Annotated in this window: 16 protein-coding genes; 9 read left to right on the top strand and 7 right to left on the bottom strand. The window is 55.4% G+C overall.

Translation table 11 applies throughout. From position 1 onward, the window contains the following. Positions 1-15: 15 nt before the first annotated feature. Positions 16-852, top strand: a complete 837-nt coding sequence (locus AC0IM9_RS00885) for an HDOD domain-containing protein (RefSeq protein ID WP_278212123.1) — start codon at positions 16-18, stop codon at positions 850-852. Positions 853-953: 101 nt separating this feature from the next. Then, positions 954-2,483, top strand: coding sequence for a hypothetical protein (locus tag AC0IM9_RS00880; protein ID WP_140911550.1), 1,530 nt, complete (start codon positions 954-956; stop codon positions 2,481-2,483). A gap of 118 nt (positions 2,484-2,601) precedes the next feature. On the opposite strand, the gene gpmI is transcribed toward AC0IM9_RS00880, so the two are convergent. Then, on the bottom strand, positions 2,602-4,245 hold the full coding sequence (gene gpmI / locus AC0IM9_RS00875; protein WP_482802713.1) for a 2,3-bisphosphoglycerate-independent phosphoglycerate mutase: 1,644 nt from the start codon (positions 4,243-4,245) through the stop codon (positions 2,602-2,604). Positions 4,246-4,680: 435 nt separating this feature from the next. On the opposite strand from gpmI, the gene AC0IM9_RS00870 reads away from it, so the two are divergent. Further along, positions 4,681-5,205, top strand: coding sequence for a hypothetical protein (locus AC0IM9_RS00870; protein WP_186289553.1), 525 nt, complete (start codon positions 4,681-4,683; stop codon positions 5,203-5,205). 142 nt (positions 5,206-5,347) lie between these two features. Here the strand turns inward: AC0IM9_RS00870 and AC0IM9_RS00865 are convergent, their stop codons facing one another. Both AC0IM9_RS00865 and AC0IM9_RS00860 read right to left on the bottom strand, forming a co-directional pair. Then, positions 5,348-5,929, bottom strand: a complete 582-nt coding sequence (locus AC0IM9_RS00865) for an ANTAR domain-containing response regulator (RefSeq protein ID WP_140911546.1) — start codon at positions 5,927-5,929, stop codon at positions 5,348-5,350. Between the two features lie 2 nt (positions 5,930-5,931). Then, entirely contained in the window at positions 5,932-7,410 is a 1,479-nt protein-coding gene (locus tag AC0IM9_RS00860) for an MFS transporter (RefSeq protein ID WP_482802712.1), read from the bottom strand. Positions 7,411-7,839: 429 nt separating this feature from the next. On the opposite strand from AC0IM9_RS00860, the gene nirB reads away from it, so the two are divergent. The 3 genes from nirB to AC0IM9_RS00845 are packed head-to-tail and all read left to right on the top strand — an operon-like array spanning position 7,840 to position 11,634. Further along, on the top strand, positions 7,840-10,380 hold the full coding sequence (gene nirB / locus AC0IM9_RS00855; protein ID WP_482802711.1) for a nitrite reductase large subunit NirB: 2,541 nt from the start codon (positions 7,840-7,842) through the stop codon (positions 10,378-10,380). After that, a complete protein-coding gene (nirD, locus tag AC0IM9_RS00850; protein ID WP_140911544.1) occupies positions 10,380-10,712 on the top strand; it encodes a nitrite reductase small subunit NirD in 333 nt (110 codons plus the stop codon). The genes nirB and nirD overlap by 1 nt, the downstream gene beginning before the upstream one ends. A gap of 4 nt (positions 10,713-10,716) precedes the next feature. Then, on the top strand, positions 10,717-11,634 hold the full coding sequence (locus AC0IM9_RS00845) for a PhzF family protein (protein ID WP_482802710.1): 918 nt from the start codon (positions 10,717-10,719) through the stop codon (positions 11,632-11,634). Between the two features lie 50 nt (positions 11,635-11,684). On the opposite strand, the gene AC0IM9_RS00840 is transcribed toward AC0IM9_RS00845, so the two are convergent. The 4 genes from AC0IM9_RS00840 to ygfZ all read right to left on the bottom strand — a co-directional run bounded on the left by AC0IM9_RS00840 (position 11,685) and on the right by ygfZ (position 16,321). Beyond that, complete coding sequence (locus AC0IM9_RS00840; RefSeq protein ID WP_278212114.1) at positions 11,685-13,415, bottom strand: DEAD/DEAH box helicase; 1,731 nt, start codon at positions 13,413-13,415, stop codon at positions 11,685-11,687. Positions 13,416-13,536: 121 nt separating this feature from the next. Continuing rightward, a complete protein-coding gene (locus tag AC0IM9_RS00835) occupies positions 13,537-14,511 on the bottom strand; it encodes a COX15/CtaA family protein (protein WP_140911541.1) in 975 nt (324 codons plus the stop codon). Positions 14,512-14,523: 12 nt separating this feature from the next. Continuing rightward, the gene (locus tag AC0IM9_RS00830; protein ID WP_278212113.1) at positions 14,524-15,366 is read right to left on the bottom strand and encodes an HDOD domain-containing protein; all 843 of its coding nucleotides are present in this window, start codon (positions 15,364-15,366) and stop codon (positions 14,524-14,526) included. 13 nt (positions 15,367-15,379) lie between these two features. Next, complete coding sequence (gene ygfZ, locus AC0IM9_RS00825) at positions 15,380-16,321, bottom strand: CAF17-like 4Fe-4S cluster assembly/insertion protein YgfZ (RefSeq protein WP_482802709.1); 942 nt, start codon at positions 16,319-16,321, stop codon at positions 15,380-15,382. Positions 16,322-16,384: 63 nt separating this feature from the next. On the opposite strand from ygfZ, the gene AC0IM9_RS00820 reads away from it, so the two are divergent. Genes AC0IM9_RS00820 through AC0IM9_RS00810 form a run of 3 tightly spaced genes read left to right on the top strand, consistent with a single transcriptional unit; the run spans position 16,385 to position 18,875 of the window. Further along, a complete protein-coding gene (locus AC0IM9_RS00820; protein ID WP_140911538.1) occupies positions 16,385-16,819 on the top strand; it encodes a protein YgfX in 435 nt (144 codons plus the stop codon). After that, entirely contained in the window at positions 16,816-17,685 is an 870-nt protein-coding gene (locus AC0IM9_RS00815; RefSeq protein WP_482802708.1) for an HDOD domain-containing protein, read from the top strand. Before AC0IM9_RS00820 ends, AC0IM9_RS00815 begins: the two co-directional genes overlap by 4 nt. Next, a complete protein-coding gene (locus AC0IM9_RS00810) occupies positions 17,682-18,875 on the top strand; it encodes a sensor domain-containing diguanylate cyclase (RefSeq protein WP_482802707.1) in 1,194 nt (397 codons plus the stop codon). The genes AC0IM9_RS00815 and AC0IM9_RS00810 overlap by 4 nt, the downstream gene beginning before the upstream one ends. Positions 18,876-18,967 lie beyond the last annotated feature (92 nt).

Below are 18,967 nucleotides of genomic sequence, written 5' to 3'. Positions count from 1 at the left end.
AATCAACTAACTAACATGAGCGAAAAATCATTAACGGATATGATCGATGAATCCATCGCCAGCGGCGCCGGTGCGCTGCCGGTGTTCCCGCGGGCGGTAACGGAATTGCGGCAGGCCTTGCAAGACGAAAACCGTTCGCTGGATAACATCGCCAAACAACTGGCGATGGACGCCAGCTTGGCCAGCCAGATCCTGCGGGTAGCGAATTCGTCGTTTTATGCCGGCCTGAGTTCGGTCAACACCGTCAAAGACGCAGTCGTGCGTCTGGGCTTGCCGCGTATCGTCCAGATTGCGACCTTGGTAATGCAAAAGGGCATGTTCAGCGCGCGGGACTCTGCGACTGAAAAATACATGGCCAAGCTGTGGCAGCATAGCGTGGCGGTGGCGTTGGGCGCGGAATGGTTGGCGAAACGGCTGTCCTTCCATGCGATCGCCGAAGAGGCCTTCATGGCCGGCCTGTTTCACGACATCGGCGAATTGCTGCTATTGCGCTGCCTGGATGATTTGCGGGCTCAGGATCCCAAACTGAATTTGCCGGAGGATTTGCAGCTCGAATTGCTGATTCGCCAGCACGAAGCCAGAGGCGCCTGGCTGCTGCGGTCCTGGAATCTGCCCGAAACCTATTGTAACGTCGCCGAGTCCCATCATCGGCCGGTTACCGAGGATACCGGTACCGTCGAATTGGTGGTGCGGGTAGCCGACATGGTGGCGTACAAGCTGGGTATTGCCTCCCAACCCCAACCGGACTTGGTGGTCTCCAGCAGCGAAGAAGCGGCCCGGCTCGGTTTGTCCGAAATCGCACTGGCCGAGCTGGAAATTGCTTTGGAAGATTCGTTGGCCTTGTCGGCCTGAGCTGTCGATACGGTCGCTAATTGCGGCGGCTTTGCATTAGAATGCGCGACAGGCCGCGTGCTTGGGCGCGGACTTCCTTTCTCTACCAACCCGTAGGAACAATGACCATCGAATTTCTGATTAATTTTGCGATTCAGTTGCTGGGCGCCGCGGCAGCCGCGGTGCTGGCCTACCGTTCGTTTCAAAAGCGCCGGATCCAGCTTGGCGCGGAACCGACTCTGCCGCAATACTTCATTCGCCGCAGCACCTACTGGACCGGAATCGGTTTGTACTGTGCCTTGATGGCGGCGTTGTTTTGTTTGTTGACCTGGCAATGGCTGCCGCTGGAGCCGTTGGTGACCTTGGTCGTCAGCCACCTGCGGGCCGGCAGCCTGGTCGAGCTGTTGTACGGTTTGGACGGCAACAAGTTGCTGCCGCTGATCGCCGCCGGTGTCGTGCTGTTTTTGATCGGTTGGGAAAGCGCGTTCAATCCGCTGCTGATTTTGCGCGATAGCATACACGATGCGTTCGCGATCCCGACCAAAGCGGTCGAGGTCTACAACGCCTTGATCAAATCCCGCCTGTCGGCGGTGGACGACAAAATCAAAGGTCAAATCGCCGACCGCCTGTTGGTGCAAAGCATCGACGCCGGCGATTTCGACAAAGCCGGTGCCACGGTCGAGTACAAATGGGCCCATAACAGCCTGTTGTTCGACCGAATTCAGCATTATGCCGACCAATCGTCTTACCGGCGGCTGTTCAGCGAACCGTCGCTGAAATGGGGCGAAATCTGCATTTCCTATAACGCGATGTCGGAAAAGGTCGCGGTATGGAAGGAGGCCGAGCCGCACTACACCAAGACCGTCAATCTATTGAAGGAACTGGACCGGCTCAGTGGGCTGCTGTGCCGGTTGCTGGCGGCGCTGGTTGTGTTCGGCAGCGCCAATGAGAACGAAATCTGGGCCACCGTGAAGGAACTGGGCGGTAACGTCCATGAGGCGCGGCTGAAGCATACCTATAAATACCTGCTGATTTTTGCAGCCGCGACCACTTTCGGCGTGATTTTGGGGCGCGAGGTCTCGGTAGCGTTGCACAACGTGTTTTTGTTTCCGGACAAGCCGCTATCCCACTTCAGTTACACCACGTTACGCTGGATTGCCTATTCGATTGCGATTTACGTGTTGCCGATCGCCCTGGTGTTCGTATTGCGTAGCGTCGCTTTCCGCCACCAGCAGGAGCCGGCCGACCGCTACTACGGCTTTTATATGGCGATGATGTTCGTCGGTTTCGTGGTCAGCACCTCGATATCCACTTTCATCCTGGAGCTGACGTTCTACCATCGCGGCGACTTCAATTTCCTGGACAGTTTCCTCGACCATGCCCGGTGGGGGATCATGCCGGCGTTGATCAGCGGCTTCGTCGCCTACCGGATGGATGCGCCGGCCAGCGACGCCGAAACCTTGAGCCAAGCCGCCATAGCTGCCGGATTGCGCTTTCTGGCCTGGGGCGGTATTGCCGTGATCTTCATGCTCTATGCGACCGACGATTTGGCGTTGGAAAAACTGAATCTGCGCTTCACCTTGGTCGGCACAGCCTTCTTCGTCACCGGCTTGCTGGGCGCCGCGACCCGATTCAAGACGGCAAGCGACTAATCAGCAAAAAGGGCCGGAATTCCGGCCCTTTTCATTTACGCATTGCTGAGCTCGGCAGCCCGGCGAACGCTAAAGTTGGCGCTGCGGGAAACGACACGTCCCGCAGCGGTTACAGGGCTTATGCCGGCACGATCAAGCTCGGGTCGTAATCTTCCGGCGCTTCGTAGCCCAGCAGATTCAACACCGTCGCGGCGATGTTGGACAGGCCCGGCGCCGCCAAGTCGTCGCGTAGCTTGTAGGCCGGATCGGCTTCGCCGGAGACCAGTACCAACGGCACCGGGTTCAGCGTGTGCGAGGTTTTGGCCTTGGTGCGGCCTTCGGCGTCGCGGGTGACGTTGCCTTTCTTGTCCAGTTCGTACATTTCGTCGGCGTTGCCATGGTCGGCAGTAATCAATGCTACGCCGCCGGCCTGCAGAATTACCGGAATCAAGCGCGCCAGTTGCAGATCCAGGCCTTGCATCGCGGTCACCGCTGCTTCGAAGTTGCCGGTGTGGCCGACCATGTCGCCGTTGGCATAATTGACGCGCAGGTATTTGTATTGGCCGCCTTGAATGGCTTCGATCAGCGCATCGGTAATCTCCGCGCATTTCATCCAGGGACGTTGCTCGAACGGCACTACGTCGCTGAGGATCTCGACGTAAGTTTCCAGTGCATCGTCGAACTTGCCGGAGCGGTTGCCGTTCCAGAAATAGGTGACGTGGCCGTATTTTTGCGTCTCGCTGATCGCGTATTGAGACACGCCGTTTTTGGCCAGGTATTCGCCCATGGTTCTATCGATGGCCGGCGGCTCGACCAAAAAGCGCGGCGGCAATTTGGTGTCGCCGTCGTATTGCATCATGCCGGCGTAAGTGACTTTCGGCAGCGGGCCGCGATGGAACGGCGCGAAGTTCTCTTCGGTGAAGGCGCGGGAAATCTCGATGGCGCGGTCGCCGCGGAAGTTGTAGAACACCACGGCGTCGCCGTCGACGATTTTGCCCAGCGGCTGGCCGTCTTTGGCAATCACGAAACCCGGCAAGTCCTGGTCGATGACTTTCAGTTCGTTGCGATAGGTTTCGATCGCTTCATGGGCGCTGGCAAACTGGCGGCCTTCGCCTTTGACGTGGATGTCCCAGCCGCGTTGCACCATGCTCCAGTCGGCTTCGTAGCGGTCCATCGTGATTTTCATGCGGCCGCCGCCGGAAGCGATGGCAACGTCGAAATTAGCGTCGCTTAAGTCCTCCAGATACGCTTCGAACGGATCGACGTAATCCAGCGCAGAGGTTTCGCCGACGTCGCGGCCGTCCAGCAGAATGTGCAGCCGCACTTTAGACACGCCTTCCTGTTTGGCGCGATCGATCATCGCTTTTAAATGGTCGATATGCGAGTGTACGTTGCCGTCGGAAAACAAGCCCAAAAAGTGCAGGGTGCCGCCTTGCTTTGCGGCGGCAACCACTTCGTGCCAGGCGTGGCCTTGCCACAGGTGGCCGCTGGCGATCGACTCGGCCACCAGTTTGGCGCCTTGGGCGAACACCCGGCCGGCGCCGATGGCATTATGGCCGACCTCGCTATTGCCCATGTCCTCGTCGCTGGGCATGCCGACAGCCTTGCCGTGCGCCAGCAATTTGGTCATCGGAAAGTTGGCCATCAGCTGGTCCAGCATCGGTGTGCGCGCGGCTTTGACGGCATCGCCGTCGTCGCGCGGCGAAATGCCGACGCCGTCCAGAACGATCGTAACGACCGGGCCTTGGCAAGGGGAGAAGCGGGAAGATTTTGCTAGTTTCATACTGTTGTCGGATCGATGGAAAAAAGAAACCGTTGGAATAGGGCACCCGACTGTCTGCCGGATCAACCCGTCGCTGAACGATACGGCTCGCCAGCAAATAAGCCGGATATGTTAACTCCGATGACAGCATCAAGGAAATCGGGATGGCGGTAAAGACCAAAGGTCTGATCGGTTGGCGTGGATGCGGATTAGGGGCGGTGGTGAGAATGTAACCCGTGTGGTGCTGATGTCGCTGAGGTGTTTGACGTTTTCGACCCGTTGCGGTCTATCAGCTAACATGATTCAATGGCAGCAATTGGATCATTACCAGACATAATTTTTTCGTCACCGATGATATACAGAAGGGACAATTATATGCATATCAATAAATTATCGCTTCAACGAGTATTTTTGGTAAATATACGGAAACCATCCAATTACTAGTTAGCGATATCTATGTGTCGCCTTCAATATTTAGTAGTTGCGTTGCTAATCGTATTTGCTGCGAGTAATGGCTTCGCCGACTGGGCAATTGTTGGTGCCACATATAACTGTAACGGCGAATCGCTTACGCTTGAGGGGATCGTAGATAGTTCTAGCGGGAGTATCAAGCCCAAGCCAGGAACGACGAAATTGGTTAAGAGCAAGAATATTATTCGTTGCTCAGTAGGCGATTCCGCTGTTGAAGCACGTGTGTTCGCAACGCCTCCATCAGATCATGGCGAATGCGGTAGCGCTGGAACCGTGTGGTTAGCTTCAATTCGAATCAACGACGAAGACTACCTAACCGAGCCTGGGTACATAAATAATTACTGCACGATGCAACCGAGTTATAGCAAAGTTGTAGTTAAAAAAATGCGCAAATCCATCGTCCTAAGTACCTGTCGCGCAATCTGGGATTGGGGAAATGAATTTGAAAATGAAAAATGCGATGAAATCAATATCGCTAACCCGGCAGTCAACACGGACGCTACGCGATAAATCCGCGTAGCGCAGGTTACTTCTTCGGGTTAATTAAAAGAGCAGTATCCAGCATCAACCGGTCATTCAGAAATCCACCTCGATAGACTGCTTTTGGCCGAAAACGACCTATTTGGTGCCCTCAAAAAATCACGAGTAGCCGCTATTTACCAAACAACTCCGCCATCGAAATCACATTCTTCGCCATTTCGCCGATCGGCATGTTGCGGTCCATCGCCAGCTTGCGCAGGGCGTGGTAGGCCTGGTCTTCGGTATAGCCTTGCGATTTGATCAAGATGGCTTTGGCCCGGTCCAGCAATTTGCGGTCTTCTAGCTGGGTTTTGGTTTTTTTCAGTTCTTCTTTCAAGGCATGCTGCTCCTTGAAGCGGGCGATGGCGATATCGACGATGGCCTTGATCCGTTTCGGCTCCAGGCCATCGACGATGTAGGCGCTGACGCCGGCTTTGATGACTTTGTTGATGGTGTCGGTTTGCTGGTCTTCGGCGAACATCACCACCGGTAACGAAAAACTCTGGTTGATTTCGACGATGGTCTGCAGGACCTCATCGGTTGGGGTATACAGGTTTAATACCACCACGTCGGGATGCAGGGTTTGCACGATCTGCAGCATGTTCAGCTCTTTTAGCCTGAGCGTGACCACCTCGCAGCCGTGTTGGCGTAACGCCGCTTCCAACAGGCGCTCGCTATCGAATTCGTCGACGACTAAAACGTTCAATCCGGCCATGGTTAATCCAATGCGATTTTCAGCAACGAGCCGTCAGGCATGATTTCGGTAATGTAGTTTTTCGGTTCTTCCAGGTAGTAGATCAGACCGAGTAGTAACAGGCAGCAGGCGCTAAGAATCAGGAAGAAGGCGGTCGCCGAGACGAAGGTCAGCAAAATCAAGAACACGATGGCGCCGGCATTGCCGTAAGCGCCGACGATGCCCGCCACCTCACCGGTGATCGCGCGTTTGACCAAGGGCACAAAGGCAAAAATTGCGCCTTCGGCCGCTTGCATGAAGATCGAACACACCAAGGTGACGACCACGGTAACGGCAATCGACCATTGCGGCGAAATGAAGGCCATCAGGAGGTAGCCGCCGGCCAAGCCGGCTGAAAATAGCGTTAGCGATAATTTACGACCGATCTTGTCGCTAAGCCAGCCGCCTGCGGGGCGGGCAATCACGTTGGTCACGACGAAACTGGAAGCCAGCAGGCCGGCATCCAGCATGCCCAGGCCTTGGGTTTGGTTGAAGGTTTTGTAAAAAAATATCGGCAGCATCGACAGTACCGCCAGTTTGGAACCGAAGGTCACCAAATAGGCAATGGCCAGGATGAAGACCTGTTTGTAGCGGTAATGGTGGATGCTGGCGATCGGCTGGCTGAGACGGTCGGCGTTGTTGTTGACCAATTGGTAGCAGTGAATCAGGAACAGCAGCCAAACCACGCTATGTAACATCAAGGTGTAACCGGGGCTGATGACGGCGATTTCCGGCGTCGACAGCTTCCAGGCCAGCAGCGACATTGTGGTGTACAGCGGCGCCAGACTTAACATGTACAAAAACAAGTCGCGAATGCTGGTGACTTCCATTGTTGCCGAGCGCCGGGTTTTCAAGGCGGCGATTTCGGGCGGGAAGTTTTCGACGCTAAAGTAGTAAATAACCGAATAGACCAGGGCGATGCCGCCGGTCAAAGCAATCGCCGTGCGCCAGCCGTGGTCGGCGCCGAAGTAAAATGCCAGTCCGGGCAGGAAGATCGCGGCGAACGCCGAGCCAAAATTGCCCCAGCCGGCGTAAATTCCTTCTGCGGTACCGACCTGGCTGGCCGGGAACCAGTCGCCGATGATCCGCACCCCAACCACAAAACCGGCACCGATGAAACCAAGCAGGAAACGCGACCAAGCCAATTCGGCGAAATTCTCGGCGCTAGCGAACATGAAACAAGGGATGCTACATACCGCCAATAACACGCTATAGCTGATTTTGGCGCCGAACCGGTCTACCAGCATGCCGGTGATGACACGCGCCGGAATAGTCAACGCCACGTTCAGCAACAGCAGGATTTCGGCTTCAGTCTCGCTGATCCCGACATCTTGCTGAATCAAGACCAGCAGCGAGGCGTGGTTGAACCAGATGACGAAGCTGATGAAAAAAGCGATCCAACTCATATGCAGGACTTTAGCTTTGCCCTGCATACTCAGCAGTTTAAACGGGGTAAATGACATGCGAATTCCGGGGTTGTCGATTCGGTAACTGTTAGCAGCTAGTATGCCAGCCCTGGCGGATAGCTGGAGCGGCCGTTTTGATCGGCTGATTGCTTCAATTTGGTGCAAAACCGTGCCAAGCTCGCCTTATTTGGGTGCAATGTTTAGGGGTTTGCGCTAGATAAGATCAAGTAGTGCCATTTTATCAATGCTTTATGAGTTGGCATGTATTTTGTTTTCCAATTCGCAAGTCTTGTCTACAGGCTTACCCCCCGTGTTAAATACTGGACAAAGGCGTCCTGCTCGAACGAGTGTACTCGTTTCGTCAGGACGCCTTTTTTTTTGGCCGGAAGTTTGGGTGCCGGGACAAGTTGCGAACCCTTTCGCCGAGTAGCCACAGAATGGTTAACTCGGCGCCTACGGATTAATCTGAATCGACAGAGGCCTGAGATGAGTAACAAACAAACCCTGGTTGTGATTGGCAACGGCATGGTTGGCCAGCATTTTTTGAGTAGTTTGGCGGGCAGTGCGGCGCTTGCAAACTACCGGGTAGTCACGTTCTGTGAAGAACCGCGCCCTGCATACGATCGCGTGCACTTGTCGGAATATTTTGCCGGCAAAACCGCGGCAGACCTGTCTCTGGTCGAGTCCGGTTTTTTTGCCGAGCACGGCATCGAAATTCATTTGGGGGACAAAGCCGTCGAGATCGATCGCGCCGCCAAGCAAGTCACGTCGGCGAAAGGCTTGACGATAGCGTACGACAAGTTGGTATTGGCGACCGGCTCCTACCCGTTTGTGCCGCCGGTGCCTGGCCACGAGCGGCCACAGTGTCTGGTATACCGCACCATAGAAGATCTGGACGCGATACAAGCGGCGGCGGCGCAATCCAAGGTCGGTGCCGTGGTCGGCGGCGGCTTGCTGGGGCTGGAAGCTGCTAAGGCCTTGAAAGACTTGGGATTGGAAACTCACGTGGTCGAATTCGCCCCGCGCTTGATGGCGGTGCAATTGGACGAAGGCGGCGGCGCGATGCTGAAACACAAAATCGAAGCCCTCGGCGTCAACGTTCATTTGAACAAAAACACCACCTTGATCGACGACGGCATGCACTGCCGGCACAAAATGAATTTTGCCGACGGCCAAGTGCTGGAAACCGACATCGTGTTGTTCTCGGCCGGGATTCGGCCGCGCGACGAGATCGCCCGCCAATGCGGGCTGGAAGTCGGCCCCCGCGGCGGCATCGTCATCGACAATCAATGCCGAACCTCTGATCCGGACATTTACGCTATCGGCGAATGCGCACTGTGGAACGGCCAGATTTTCGGTCTGGTCGCGCCGGGTTATACCATGGCCAGAACTGTCGTCGCCGCATTAAACGACGACGCGGCCAGCTTTACCGGTGCCGACATGAGCACCAAACTGAAGCTGATGGGGGTCGATGTTGCCAGCATCGGCGACGCTCACGCCAAGACGCCGGGAGCATTGGTTTACACCTACCAGAACGGTTCGGCCGAAATCTACAAACGCTTGGTGGTCAGCCAGGATCAAAAGCACCTGCTCGGCGCAGTGTTGGTCGGCGATGCCGCCGGCTACGGCACCTTGTTGCAATACTGCCTGAACGGTATCGAGTTGCCGGAAAATCCGGATTCGTTGATTTTGCCGCAGCGCTCCGACCAATCGGTGGGACTGGGGCCCGACGCGCTGCCGGCGTCGGCACAAATCTGCTCCTGCCACGACGTCAGTAAAGGCCAGGTCTGCGGCGCGATCGAAGCCGGTTGTCTGACGTTGGGCGATTTAAAAGCGCAGACCAAAGCCGCCACCGGTTGCGGCGGTTGTTCGGCGCTGTTGAAGTCGGTATTGGACTGCGAATTAGGCAAGATGGGCGTCGCGGTCAGCACCGACCTGTGCGAACACTTTGCCTACACCCGCCAGGATTTGTACAACCTGATTATGGTCGGCCAGATCAAAACCTTCGACGAATTACTGGATAAACACGGCAAGGGCTTGGGCTGCGAGGTTTGTAAGCAAGCCGTCGGCTCGATCTTGGCTTCTTACTGGAACGACTACATTTTGGAAAAACCGCATATCGGTCTGCAGGATACCAACGACACCTTCCTGGCCAATATGCAGAAAGACGGCACTTATTCGGTGGTGCCGCGGATCGCCGGCGGCGAAATCACCCCGGATATGTTGATCGTGCTGGGACAGGTCGGCAAAAAATACAATTTGTACACCAAAATCACCGGCGGCCAGCGCGTCGACTTTTTCGGTGCCCGGCTGGAGCAATTGCCGGCGATCTGGCAGGAACTGACCGATGCCGGTTTCGAATCCGGCCACGCCTATGGCAAGTCGCTGCGCACCGTCAAGTCCTGCGTCGGCAGTACTTGGTGCCGCTACGGTGTCGACGACAGCGTCGGTTTGGCGATCGAACTGGAAAATCGCTACAAGGGCTTACGGGCGCCGCACAAAATCAAATTCGCCGTGTCGGGTTGCACCCGGGAGTGCGCAGAGGCCCAGGGCAAGGATATCGGCGTCATCGCCACCGAGAACGGCTGGAATCTGTACGTTTGCGGCAACGGCGGCATGAAACCGCGCCATGCCGATTTGTTCGCCACCAACCTGGACAAGGAAACCCTGATCAAATACATCGACCGGGTATTGATCTTTTATGTGCGTACCGCGGCCCGGCTGCAACGCACTTCGGTCTGGATGGAAAACATGGAAGGCGGTCTGGACTATTTGAAGTCGGTGGTGATCGACGACAAGCTCGGGATTGGCGGCGATCTGGAGCAGCAGATGCAGCGTGTCATCGACACCTATCAATGCGAGTGGAAAACCACCTTGCAGGACGAACAACGCCTGAAACGGTTCCGCCATTTCGTCAACAGCGACCAAGCCGACGACAACGTGGTGTTTGTCGAGGAGCGCGGCCAGATTCGGCCGGCCAACGATTTCGAGCGCAAACATTTTAAACTGGTTGAGGAGGCCGCCTAATGAACAATTGGATCGATGTCTGCAGTATCGACGATTTGCAGCCGGATTCCGGTATTTGCGCTCTGGTCGGCGGTCAACAAGTGGCGATTTTTTATCTGCCGCGACGGCAAGCGGTTTACGCGGTCGGTAATTTCGACCCGTTCAGTCGCGCGAATGTGTTGTCGCGTGGCATGATAGGCGACATCGGCGGTGAGCCGATGGTGGCGTCGCCGATGTATAAGCAGCATTTTCATTTACATACCGGCGTCTGTTTCGAAGATCCCAGCGTCGCAACGCCTGCATACCGGGTCAGAATCGATCGCGGCAGGGTAGCGGTGCAGTTGCCGGAGTAAACCGATGAAATACCGCTATTACATTGCCGACGTATTTACCCGGCAAATCTTTAATGGTGCCCAGATTGCGGTGTTGCCGCAGAGTAACGGTCTAAATACCGAAACGATGGTTGCCATCGCCAAGGAATTGAACCTGCCAGAAACCGTGTTCTTGTTTCCAGGCCAGGGTGCGGGTAGCGGTCGGCGAATGCGTATCTTTTCTCCGTTAGGGGAGATTCAGTTTGGCGGTCAGTCCATTGTGGCCGCGGCCTATGTGATGGCCGCTTGCGGCGATATTGCGTTGGCCGACCCGGTGACGCCATTGTTGCTGGAACAAAACGTTGGCGTGATCGAAGCCAATATCTCCAGCGCCGGCGGTAAGCCGACGTTGGTGCAGTTTAGCCGGAGCATTAGCGCCGTCGTCGACCGTTTTGCCCCGAGCGATGAAGAGCTGGCCCAATTCCTCGGTTTGCAAATCGCCGACTTGGACCATAAGAAATATTCGCCGCGCCTGGTTTCCTGCGGATTTCCGTATCTGGTGGTGCCGGTGTGGAGTTACGAATCGGTGCGCAAGGCCCGATTTAATTATTCGGCGTGGAGCCAGTCCAGCGCCCCGCAAACCGCCGCCCAGGAAATTTTGCTGTTCGCGCCGAAATCGCCGAACCCGGAAGCCGATTTCACCTTGCGTTTGTTGGGACCGAACATCGGTATGCATGAAGACCCGCCGGTCGGCAGTGCAACGCCGGCTTTTTGCAGCTATCTGTGTTCCTTCGAACACACGCGTAAGGGTACCCATGTGTTCGCCGTCGAGCGCGGCCACCACGCCGGTCGCCGCAGTTTGATACAGTTGGAAATGGACAACAAGCAGCAGGAGTATCTGACGGTCCGGGTTGGCGGACAGGCGGCAATATTTGCCGAAGGTACTATCGATTTGTCGGATTGAACCGACGTTTTACAGCCGGCGCGTGCCCGCAGCCGGCTGCATTTGCCGGCTTATTCCCGGCTTTTAGCGCGTTTTGAGGTTGAGCCGACGCGTTTTTTGCTTTTGTCTTTCTTGACCAAAGCGGCGTCGAAACGGGAAATGTTCAACGGCTTGCCGGCCACGCGCACTTTTTTCAAAGCTTGAAATAAGTCTTTCGGCATGCCGGCCGGTAACTCCACGGTGCTGTAGTGTTCCTCGATTTTGATACGGGCGATGTGGTCGCCGTCGATGCCGGTTTCGTTGGCAATGGCGCCGACGATGTTGCCGGGCTTGACGCCGTCGGCGCGGCCGACTTCAATGCGGAACATTTCCATTTCCACCGCGCCGACGCGGCCTTTTTCCCGGCGCGGGCCACGTTCGCCCCGCTCGGTTTGCGGTTTGCTATCGGCATCTTTGCGCGGTTTTTTGCCGCTGTCTTTGAGCAGCAACGGTGTGTCGCCCTGCAACAGTCTGGCCAGGGCCGCGGCGATGTCCATCGCCGGAACGTTATGTTCCACCTGGTATTGGTTGATCAGCTGCGTATAAAAACTCAGTTCTTCGCCGGCCAGCGTGTCGGTGATGCGCTGTTTGAATTTGTTGATCCTGGCGTTGTTGATGAATTCGGTCGACGGCAGCTGCATTTCCTCGACTTTCTGTTTGGTGGCCTGTTCGATATTGGCCAGCAGGCGTTTTTCACGTGGCGAGACGAACAGGATCGCGTCGCCGGTGCGGCCGGCGCGGCCGGTGCGGCCGATACGGTGAATATAGGACTCGGTATCGTAAGGAATGTCGTAGTTGACGACGTGGGTGATACGGTCGACGTCCAGGCCGCGGGCGGCAACGTCGGTGGCGATCAGAATATCCAGCTTGCCGCTTTTCAGGTTGTCGATGGCGCGTTCGCGCAGTGCCTGCGACATGTCGCCGTTGATTGCCGATGCGGAAAAACCGCGCGCCTCCAATTTTTCGGCCACTTCGATGGTCGCGGTTTTGGTGCGGACGAAAATGATCATGCCGTCGAAATTTTCCGCTTCCAGAATCCGGGTCAAGGCGTCCATTTTGTGCAGACCGCTGACGAACCAGTAACGTTGGCGGATGTTGGCTGCCGTGGCGGTTTTGACCTTGATCGTGACTTGTTCCGGGTTGTTCAGGTATTGCTGGGCGATTTTGCGGATCTCGCTTGGCATCGTTGCCGAGAACAATGCGGTTTGCCGGGTCGGCGGAGTTTGTTCCAGGATCCATTCCACGTCGTCGATGAAGCCCATCCGCAGCATTTCGTCGGCTTCGTCCAGCACCAGGGTTTGCAACTGGTCCAGTTTCAAGGTGCCGCGGCGCATGTGGTCCATGACACGGCCCGGTGTACCGACGATGACATGCGCGCCCCGGTTCAGTTGGCGCAATTGGCTGGTGTAGTCCTGGCCGCCGTATATCGGCAGCACATGGAAGCCTTTGATGTGAGCGGCGTAGCATTGGAAGGCTTCGGCCACCTGGATTGCCAGTTCGCGGGTCGGCGCCAGCACCAGGGCTTGCGGGTCTTTTTGCTTGATGTCGATGCGGTTCAGGATGGGCAGGGCGAAGGCGGCGGTTTTACCGGTACCGGTTTGGGCCTGGCCCAACACATCTCGGCCGGCCATGACGAACGGTATGATTTGAGCCTGAATCGGCGAAGGGGTTTCGTAACCGACGCTTTCCAGCGCTTTGAGTATGGGATCGGCGAGGTTGAGATCTTTGAAGGAAGGCGCGGTTGCGGAGGGCGTATCGGACATTAAAAATACCTGTAGATGAAAAGAGATCGGCCGGCTAGGAGCACAGTCATAGCCGGCATTGTAACGCAGTTCGGTTGAATCTTGCTTAACTTATTGATAATTACAGAAAAATATCGATACGCTATGCTGCCCGGTTTGCCGAATAGCTCAGGCAAATAAACAGAAAAAATTGGGCGCCGAAAATCAGGTTCGCCATCAGCAAATGCACCGGTTGTGCAAACGCCGGGAAGCCTAAACGGTCCAATGTGACACCGGCCAGAATAGCCGTCACGATTAAGCCCGCCAGGACATAGCCTAGCCGCAACAACAGGTTGCCGGCGGCCGCTTGCTCGCGGATTTTCCAAACCAGCCACAGGTTGGTAAACAGAATAATCGATGAAAACGAGCGGTGGACGTAGAAGATGATTGGAAAACTGTCGCGCCAATATTGGCGGTCAATGTAACTGTGTTCGTGAGCGATGTAATCGACTGCTTCCCGTACCTGGGTGCCCATCGCGATTTGCAGTAAGGTCATGCCCATGGCTACTTTCAAAACCGTCGCGAAACGCGGCGTCAGCCAATGTGTGTCTATCGCCTGGAGCAGAGGTTTCTGCGAGCGGGCGATGGCATAAATCAACAGTGCGACGATGCCCAGGGCCAGCAGCATGTGCAGCGTAATCATCAGCGGTTTCAGGTTGCTGGCTACCACGGCCGAACCGAGCCAGCCTTGAAAACCGACCAACAAGAACACCGACAGCGCCAAATAAAAAATAGTCTTGTCGGCTTTCAGATAAATGCGCGAGGACCAGGCCGTCAGGAAAATCAAGAAACCTATCGTCACGCCGACCAGGCGGTTGGTGTATTCGGTCCAGGTCTTCACCGGATTGAAGGCCGTATTCTCGTAACCGCGCGCAGCATATATTTCGTGGTAATTCGCCGGAAGCTGCGATTCGTCGGTGGGTGGGACCCATTGGCCGAAGCAGGTCGGCCAGTCGGGGCAACCCATGCCGGCGCCGGAGGCGCGGACGATGCCACCCACCAGAATCACAAAATACACGGCGAATATTGTCAGCGCGCCTAGGCGACGGAAGCGGGCGGCAGCCTGATCGTCTATCATGGTGTGGCGGGGTTATAAAAACATGGACTGGGCCAATTCGATCTCTTCGGAAACCCCTTCGATTTCCAAAATTTCGGCATCGGCTTGCAGGCCCAATTTGGCAAAAGCCGGCACCGTACTCCAATCGACCCGGCAGGCGGGGTGATCGGTACCGGCGATGCTTTGTAAGAAGGCAACTTGTACCAAGTCCACATAGTCGGCTTGCGGACCGGAGTCCCGCTGAAAATCGACGTATTCAGACGGCACCCGCTTCAATTCTTCCGGAAAATTCCAGGTATTCATGATGAGTTTACCGACGTGCGGATGGGCCTTTTCCAATAGTTTGTCGAGTCGGGAGGGGCTGTCGCGGAATTCCGGAATTTTTTCCACCAAGGTCAGTATCGGCAGTTTGCCGATTTGGTGGATCAGGCCCGCCAGCATGGCTTCGTCGGCGTTCAAGTGTGGAACGAAAGAACTCAGGGCGCGGGCGATCGCCGAGACGTTCACGCCCTGTTCCCAGGTGCTGCGGAAGTAGCTTTCCAACAATGCGCTGGCAGGCGTAAACATCTGCTGCATGATCAGGCTGGTGATCAGAGTCCGGATCGTGTTGTTGCCGAGCCGGGTTACCGCCATTTGAATGTTTTTGATTTCAACGGTGCCCCGGTACAAAGGGCTATTGGAAACCTGAATCAGACGTGCCGAAATTGCCGCGTCGGTGGCGATGATTTCAGCCAGACTTTGTGCGGTGGCGTCGCCTTTGCTAACAGCTTCTCGGACTTTGATGGCAACGTCCGGCAGCGTCGGCAATACCAGACGATTGGCGTCCAATTCCGCTTGTACGTGGACCAGAAAGTCTTGAACTGATTTGAATTGCATGAATGAATTTCCGTTATTGGACCGAAATCAGCGTCAGTTGCGCGTTGTTATCGCCGTCAAGTATAAGGTGTTTTGGCATACCATCAACTATTTGCAGGACCAACAATAGGCGCGTGCTGTTTTCCCAGGTGGCGGCAGTGAGGACGCTTCCGACCGTTTGTGTGTCGCCGTCCAAAACGGCGGCGCCAGGCTGCGGTTGGCTGGCGCCTGAGCAGGCTGCCACGAACAACGCGCGTTTAACTTTACCGAGGTAATGAGTCCGCGCCACAATTTCCTGGCCGGTATAACAGCCTTTGTTGAAACTGATACCGCCGAGTCGGTCGATATTCAGCATTTGCGGGATGTGCTGCTCGGACTGCTCCGGACCGAACCACGGTAAACCTGACGCTATATCGTGGTAGCGCCATTCCGCCGGGCTCCCGTGGGTAAAACCGGGCTGACCAGTCAATTTTTCTACTTGGCTAGCGACTTCGTGTTCCGGCACCAGCCACAAAAACCGTTCGCTGCCGGGTAGCTTGAGCAAGAGCTCCGGGCCGGTAGACACTGCAAAATCGGCCTGAAGCAACGTTCGGTCGTTGAAGTTGCTGGCGCAACCGGTGATCCCGAATATTTTCAGCCGGTCGTCCATCGTCAATTCCACTTTGGAACGCAGCACATACATGCGTAGTTTGCGGTAAACGCTGTCCCTTAGCGCGAGCGGCAGAATCAATAAGAATCCTGGTGGCGTTTTGACCACTAACAGCGTACTAATGACCCGGCCCTTGGCGTTACAAAATGCCGCGATGCTGGCTTGCGATTCGCTCAGGTCGAGCACGTTGCAGGTGAGTTGGCCTTGCAAAAAGCCGGCGGCATCAACACCGTTGACGCCGATGGCAGCCAACCCGGTGTCGGCGTATAGTTTTTGGGGAAGTTTCGCTGGTTCTGCCGCTACGGCCGGAGTAGGGTCTACAATCATAAGGCTGTTAAAACCGAGAATAATTTGATTAGTTTACCTTAGGTAAGGCCGGGTGAAGGTTTTGTGACCAAAAATCTCGAGCAAAGCGTGGATTTTAACTTTGGCGTTTCCCGACAGCGCCGGATATGTGTTAGCGTCTTGCACAGCTTGGCGTTGGCCGGTTGTTGGCTGAATGGGTTACCGGCGGGTTGCCGGGTAAGTCTGGCGGCGTTGGTGGTTTTGAGCTGGGCCAAAGCAATTGTGGCCGAAAAGGTCGGGCCAATCCAGTTACGCTTCCATTTGAGCCGAGGCTGGTCGGTACGAGAAGGGCGAGGCGAATTTCTCCCGATTCGCTTGCTGCCCAGCTCCGTTGTTAGCCGGGTGGTGGTGGCGGTGCATTGGCGCGACGGGAGTGGAGTCCGCAACTCACTCGCGGTGTTCCCTGACATGTTGCGACGCGACCAGTTCCGCAGGTTGTTGGTGTGCCTGAAAATTTCCCAAATTGACCAAACCAAATGAACGCTACTTCTCGAACCATCGCGTTAGAAATAGGTGCATTGAAAAACCTGCCGGCCTTACCTGAGGCCAGTGTCAGAATACTTGCTGCCGTGAATACGCCGGATATTTCGATAGATAGGCTGAGCTCGGTGTTGGCGTTGTCACCAGCGCTGGTAGCCAGACTGTTGGGATTGGCCAATTCTGCCTATTTTTCCCGCGGTGGTGTTGTCAGTGATTTGCGTACCGCGATTTTCCAGGTTTTGGGTATGGACTTGGTCAAGTCGTTGGCGTTAGGGATTGTGTTCAACGCCCAATTCGATACCACTAAGTGCCAACATTTCGATAGCGAGCGCTTCTGGAGCGAGTCGCTATTGATTGCGATTGCGGCGCAAAAATTGGCGACGGAAAGCCGCCATTTACATGGTTTCTCGGTATCGACGGTTTATACCAGCGGTTTATTGTTGAATATCGGTTTGCTGGCGCTCGGATTTTTGCTGCCGGAGCAGCTGAACGCGATCCTGGAAAAATGCAAAACGTCCGGGGAAGCGGTCGGTGACGAAATTGTCCGGGAATTTGGGCTTAGCCATTACCAATTCGGCTACGTGTTATTGAATAGATGGCAATTGCCGGTGGTGTATCAGACCGTACTGGCGAACTTCCGGCAACCCAATTTTAGCGGCCCGGAACGGCCTTTGCTGGTATTGCTCGGTTTGTCCCGCCAGTTAAGCGCCCGCATTTATAGCGGAACGGCGGTAAATAGCGGCGTGGTGGATGCGGCTTGTCGCGAAATCGAATTATCGGAACTAGCTATCGAAAACCTGGTGGATTGGCTAGCTCAAAACAAGCAGGCTTTAGATAGCTTGGCCGGCGTGATGGGGGCGCGATGAATTCGCAATCCGAAGGTTCAAATCCTAGTCAAACCAGCGGCATTCATGACTTGGTGATGGATTTATTCAACGCCTTGTCGGCGATTAAGCAGTTGTCGGAACTCGACTGCCAGATCGACGACGAAGCCCTGCTGGTAAAACAAGCGCTCACCGGCTTGATTCAGTATCAGGACATGGAGCGCTGCTCGTTTTTTATGCTGGATGATTTGGGATGCCTGACCAATTTAGCCGGAACTAGCATTCAAGAGTCACTGCAGGTGGTAGAGTCGGTACCGGACACGCCGCTAACCTTCAAAATCGGCGAGGGGATAATCGGTGCGGCTGCCGCGACCGGTGAGTTGCAGTATTGCCGAAATTGCCCGGAAGACCCGCGTTTCGAAAGAACGGCGGATGCTACGCCGCCGGGTTCGCTGATCAGCGTACCGGTGTTCACCTTGAATCGGCAGCTGATCGGCGTGTTGAACGTGTCGCATCCGCAGCCGTTTTACTTCAACGATTGGCACATCCGCTTGCTGGAAATCTACAAAAATATCCTCGGTCAATTGATTACTAGCCAACGTTTGTTGCGGCAAATGGAGCGACGAATCGCGTCGCGGACGGCCGAATTGGAAAGTCTGGTCGCTGAAACCAATCAGCTCAAAGAACATTTCGCCAGTATGTCAATGCACGATCAGTTGACTGGCCTGCATAATCGGCGATTTTTTTACGATCAGGTCGAAATTGTTGTCGCCCAGCATATGCGTTATCGCAACAGCTTGTGTTTGTTGGTGCTCGATATCGATCATTTCAAAGTTGTTAACGACCGCTTTGGCCACTTATTCGGTGACCAGATACTGGTCGGTGTCGCTTCCGCATTAAAACGCCAAGTCCGCAGTACCGATATATTGGTGCGTTTCGGCGGCGAAGAATTTGTATTGATTTTTACCAATACGGCGAGCGAGAGCGGTAAGGTTTTCGGCGAGCGGATTCGGCAGGAAATCAGTAAATTGGAATGGAAATTGGGCGGTCAGAGGGTAAACGTGACACTGAGTATCGGCCTGTTTTGCTTGGCAGCCGACAGCTATTCGGATAACTTGGCGCCGGACATCGACGAGATGATTAACTGTGCCGATGCGGCGCTTTACCAGGCCAAAGCCAATGGCCGCAACCAATTAGTAGTATTCGACGACCACATAGTGCGCGGCGATTAACGTTGTCGGCTCAAATCGGTTGTTCGGCGGCATTATCGATTCTAAAATCGGCGCGATTGTCATCAAAACGGAGAACGGCGTTGTGTTCTCTT

Source organism: Methylomonas sp. Uni0011, from assembly GCF_056850255.1.
This window is presented reverse-complemented; position numbering and strand designations above follow the sequence as displayed.

Bases quoted from the DNA above. Each gene is read 5' to 3' on its own strand.
- AC0IM9_RS00885 (WP_278212123.1), top strand. From the start codon at position 16: ATGAGCGAAAAATCATTAACGGATATGATCGATGAATCCATCGCCAGC.
- AC0IM9_RS00880 (WP_140911550.1), top strand. From the start codon at position 954: ATGACCATCGAATTTCTGATTAATTTTGCGATTCAGTTGCTGGGCGCC.
- gpmI (WP_482802713.1), bottom strand. From the start codon at position 4,245: ATGAAACTAGCAAAATCTTCCCGCTTCTCCCCTTGCCAAGGCCCGGTC.
- AC0IM9_RS00870 (WP_186289553.1), top strand. From the start codon at position 4,681: ATGTGTCGCCTTCAATATTTAGTAGTTGCGTTGCTAATCGTATTTGCT.
- AC0IM9_RS00865 (WP_140911546.1), bottom strand. From the start codon at position 5,929: ATGGCCGGATTGAACGTTTTAGTCGTCGACGAATTCGATAGCGAGCGC.
- AC0IM9_RS00860 (WP_482802712.1), bottom strand. From the start codon at position 7,410: ATGTCATTTACCCCGTTTAAACTGCTGAGTATGCAGGGCAAAGCTAAA.
- nirB (WP_482802711.1), top strand. From the start codon at position 7,840: ATGAGTAACAAACAAACCCTGGTTGTGATTGGCAACGGCATGGTTGGC.
- nirD (WP_140911544.1), top strand. From the start codon at position 10,380: ATGAACAATTGGATCGATGTCTGCAGTATCGACGATTTGCAGCCGGAT.
- AC0IM9_RS00845 (WP_482802710.1), top strand. From the start codon at position 10,717: ATGAAATACCGCTATTACATTGCCGACGTATTTACCCGGCAAATCTTT.
- AC0IM9_RS00840 (WP_278212114.1), bottom strand. From the start codon at position 13,415: ATGTCCGATACGCCCTCCGCAACCGCGCCTTCCTTCAAAGATCTCAAC.
- AC0IM9_RS00835 (WP_140911541.1), bottom strand. From the start codon at position 14,511: ATGATAGACGATCAGGCTGCCGCCCGCTTCCGTCGCCTAGGCGCGCTG.
- AC0IM9_RS00830 (WP_278212113.1), bottom strand. From the start codon at position 15,366: ATGCAATTCAAATCAGTTCAAGACTTTCTGGTCCACGTACAAGCGGAA.
- ygfZ (WP_482802709.1), bottom strand. From the start codon at position 16,321: ATGATTGTAGACCCTACTCCGGCCGTAGCGGCAGAACCAGCGAAACTT.
- AC0IM9_RS00815 (WP_482802708.1), top strand. From the start codon at position 16,816: ATGAACGCTACTTCTCGAACCATCGCGTTAGAAATAGGTGCATTGAAA.
- AC0IM9_RS00810 (WP_482802707.1), top strand. From the start codon at position 17,682: ATGAATTCGCAATCCGAAGGTTCAAATCCTAGTCAAACCAGCGGCATT.